2 protein-coding genes and 1 pseudogene are annotated in these 3,575 nt (G+C 72.6%); 2 read left to right on the top strand and 1 reads right to left on the bottom strand.

What is annotated here, in order from left to right; translation table 11 throughout:
* A partial coding sequence (locus tag AC2W7M_RS21950) for an AAA family ATPase (protein ID WP_486134904.1) occupies nt 1–1,308 on the bottom strand: 1,308 nt, incomplete at its 3' end.
* A 334-nt stretch (nt 1,309–1,642) separates the two neighbouring features.
* Here AC2W7M_RS21950 and trxA point away from each other — a divergent pair.
* Entirely contained in the window at nt 1,643–2,602 is a 960-nt protein-coding gene (gene trxA / locus AC2W7M_RS21945) for a thioredoxin (RefSeq protein WP_486134902.1), read from the top strand.
* A 55-nt stretch (nt 2,603–2,657) separates the two neighbouring features.
* Nucleotides 2,658–3,337: pseudogene (locus AC2W7M_RS21940) on the top strand (LON peptidase substrate-binding domain-containing protein).
* The last annotated feature ends 238 nt before the right edge of the window (nt 3,338–3,575 follow it).

The raw sequence follows: 3,575 nt of genomic DNA, 5'->3' as shown, positions 1-3,575 counted from the left end.
CTCGGTGCCGGCCTCGCGGCGGTGGCGCGCCTCCTCCGCCTCCACCGAAGCCCGCTCGGCGGCGTTGCGCACCAGGCGGTCGCGCAGCTCGCGCACGGACTGTTCGAGGCTCGTCCGGCGCGCGCCGAGGTCGGCGAACAGCGTGGTCTTCTCCTCCAGCGCCGTCTCCGCCTCGGCCAAGGCGGCGGCGATCTCGGCCATGCGGTCGCCGGCGACCATCTCCGCTTCGGCGGCGGCCTCCTGCTCGGCGCGCAGCGTCTCGCTCTCGTCGGCGAGGCGCTCCAGCACGCCCGAGGCGTCGGCCGAGAGCGCCTTCTCGCGCTCCAGGTCCTGCGCCAGCTGCACGATGCGCCGCTCCAGGTCCTGGCGGCGGGCGGCGATGCGCGCCTCCTCCTTGTCCAGCTCGCCGCGAGCAAGCGTGAGGCGCTGGAGCGCGGCGGCGGCCTCCGCCTCGGCCTGGCGCAGCGGCGGCAGTTCATGGGCGGCGATGGCCTGGAGCCGCGCCGCCTCGGCCTGGATGCGGGTGGTCTCGGCGCCGTCGCGCACGCTCGCCTCCACGGCGCGCTCGGCCTCGGCCAGCGCCGCCGTTACCTCGCGCCAGCGCAGCCACAGAAGCGTCGCCTCGCACTGGCGGATCTCGGCGGCGAGGCCCTTGTAGCGCACGGTCTGGCGCGACTGGCGCTTGAGGCTCTCCACCTGGGTGCCGAGCTGGACGATCACGTCCTCGACCCGGGCGAGGTTCTGCTCGGCCGCCTTGAGGCGCATCTCCGCCTCGTGGCGGCGGGCATGCAGGCCGGCGACGCCCGCCGCCTCCTCCAGGATGCGGCGGCGCGCATTGGGCTTGGCGCCGACGATCTCGCCGATCTGCCCCTGGCGCACCAAGGCCGGGGAGCGGGCGCCGGTGGAGGCGTCGGCGAACAGCAGGTTCACGTCGCGCGCCCGCACGTCGCGTCCGTTGATCCGGTAGGCCGATCCCGAGCCGCGCTCGATGCGGCGCACCACCTCCAGCTGGTCCCACTCGTTGAAGCCGGCGGGGGCGGTGCGGTCGGAATTGTCGAGCTGGAGCGCCACCTCGGCCGCGTTGCGCGCCGGCCGCCCCGTGGTGCCGGCGAAGATCACGTCGTCCATGTCCTGGGCGCGCATGGCCTTGTGCGAGCTTTCGCCCATGACCCAGCGCAGCGCCTCGACGAGGTTGGACTTGCCGCACCCGTTCGGGCCCACCACGCCGGTGAGGCCGGGCTCGATGATGAGGTCGGTGGGCTCGACGAAGGTCTTGAAGCCCACGAGCCGCAGGCGGTTGAACTTCATTTCGGGGGCCGCGGGCGGTTGGACGTCATCCGGTCAATGCATTTCGAGGCATGGCATGAGGTGTGCCAGCCTTTGGCGGTTGTGGTCAAACCGAGCCTGCACGCGCGGCGCGGGGCAGGCAAGGGGCAGGCCGGGCGCGGGCCTTGCGCGTCCACAGGCCGCGGGGCGCCTTCCCCGGCTTTCAGGGTCCGGCGGAGGCCGGGGCGCGCATTCTGCGGGTTCCACCCCATGCCGGAAGGCGGTAGAAGCGGCAGGCCCGATTGCGCCGGCGCGCCCCATGCCCATCTAAGGGACGGATGCGAGCCGATCGGTCCGGCTCTTGAGGGGTGAGGCTATGCTGTTCAACCAGACAGGCGCCCGGGGAGGCGCGACACAAGGCGCGACTCAGGGCGCGACGCAAGGCGCGGCGAGCGGCGCCGGCCGCGACGAGGCGGTGACCGACACCACCACCCAGACCTTCATGGTCGACGTGATGGAGGAATCCAAGCGCCGCCCGGTGCTGGTGGACTTCTGGGCGCCCTGGTGCGGCCCCTGCAAGACCCTCGGCCCGATCATCGAGAAGGCGGTCCGCGCCACCAAGGGCAAGGTCAAGCTGGTCAAGATGAACATCGACGAGCACCCGGCCATCCCCGGCAAGCTCGGCATCCAGTCCATCCCCACCGTCTATGCGTTCGTGAACGGCCAGCCCGTGGACGGCTTCATGGGCGCGCTGCCCGAGGGGCAGGTGAACGCCTTCATCGAGCGCCTCATGGGCGGCCCGGCCGATGCCGGCCTCGAGGAGGTGCTGGCCTCCGGCGAGGCGGCGCTGGCCGAGGGCGACGTCACCGCCGCCGCCGAGATCTTCGCCGCCGTGCTCGGCGAGGAGCCCGACAACCTGAAGGCCCTCACCGGCCTGGTGCGCGCCCAGGTGCAGGCCGGCGCGCTTGAGCAGGCCAAGGCGACGCTCGCTTTGGCGCCGGCGGACAAGCAGAACGATCCGCTCGTCGCCGCCGCCCGCGCGGCGCTGGAGCTGGCCGAGCAGGCGCAGTCGCTGGGCGACCTCGCGAGCCTCGCCGCCAAGGTGGACCTCGACCCGGCGGATCACGCCGCGCGCTTCGACCTCGCTCTGGCGCTCAATGCCAAGGGGCGGCGCGAGGAGGCGCTGGTGCACCTGCTGGACATCGTCAAGCGCGACCGCGCCTGGAACGAGGACGCGGCCCGCAAGCAGATCGTGCAATTGTTCGAGGCCTGGGGCCCGACCGATCCGCTCACCGTCTCCGGCCGTAAGAAGCTGTCGGCGATCCTGTTCGCCTGACGGCGCCCCGCGCTGCCCGTCGAGAATGCGCGGGCGCCGAGAAAGGAAGCCGAACGTGGCCGCAAAGCGGACCTATCTCTCGCCGGCGGACGTGCCGCCGGTGGTGCCGGTGTTTCCCCTGTCGGGGGCGCTGCTGCTGCCGCGCGCCGAGCTGCCGCTCAACATCTTCGAGCCGCGCTACCTCGCCATGGTGGACGACGCGCTCTCCGGCGCGCGGCTCATCGCCATGGCGCAGCCGGACCCCCGGCGCCGAGCCTCCCGGCCCCGGCCGGCCCGCACGTCTACAAGGTGGGCTGCCTCGGCCGCCTGACCCAGTTCGCCGAGACCGGGGACGGGCGCTACCTCATCACGCTCACCGGCGTCGCCCGCTTCACCATCCTTGAGGAGGTGGAGGCACTCACCCCCTACCGCCAGTTCAAGATCGACACCGGCCCCTTCGCCGCCGACTTCGACGCCAGCGCCGGCGAAAGCGAGGTGGACCGCTCGGCGCTGCTGGCGGCGCTCGCCGCCTTCCTGGAAGCCAACAAGCTCGATGCGGACTGGGACGGCATCCAGCAGGCCGGCACCGAGATGCTGGTGAATACGCTCTCCGTCATCTCGCCTTATGGCGTGCGCGAGAAGCAGGCGCTGCTGGAGGCGCGGACCCTGCGCGAGCGCGCCGAGATGCTGGTGGCCATCACCCAGATGACGCTCGCCCGCACCACGCCGAACGACGGCGAGGGCTCGCTGCAGTAGCGGCGGGGAGCGACCCCGGGCCGGGAATGCCGGAGGGGCGCCAGGGTTAGCCGTTCTCCATCATCCTGCCGTCATCCCCCGGCTTGTCCGGGCGATCCACCTGCTCATCACGCGGGCGTTCAGGTCGCCGAGGCACCGAGGCGCGGGCGCAAGCCGGCGCCGTGGATCGCCCCGGCAAGCGGGGCATGACGGTAAGCTGACGCGGCCCTACCCCGCGCGCGGTTGGTGAGGAGGCCCA

This window comes from Xanthobacter sp. BG11Y11_SDJG (assembly GCF_057364445.1).
Note: the sequence above shows the minus strand (reverse complement) of the source record. Positions and strands in the feature narration are given on the sequence as shown.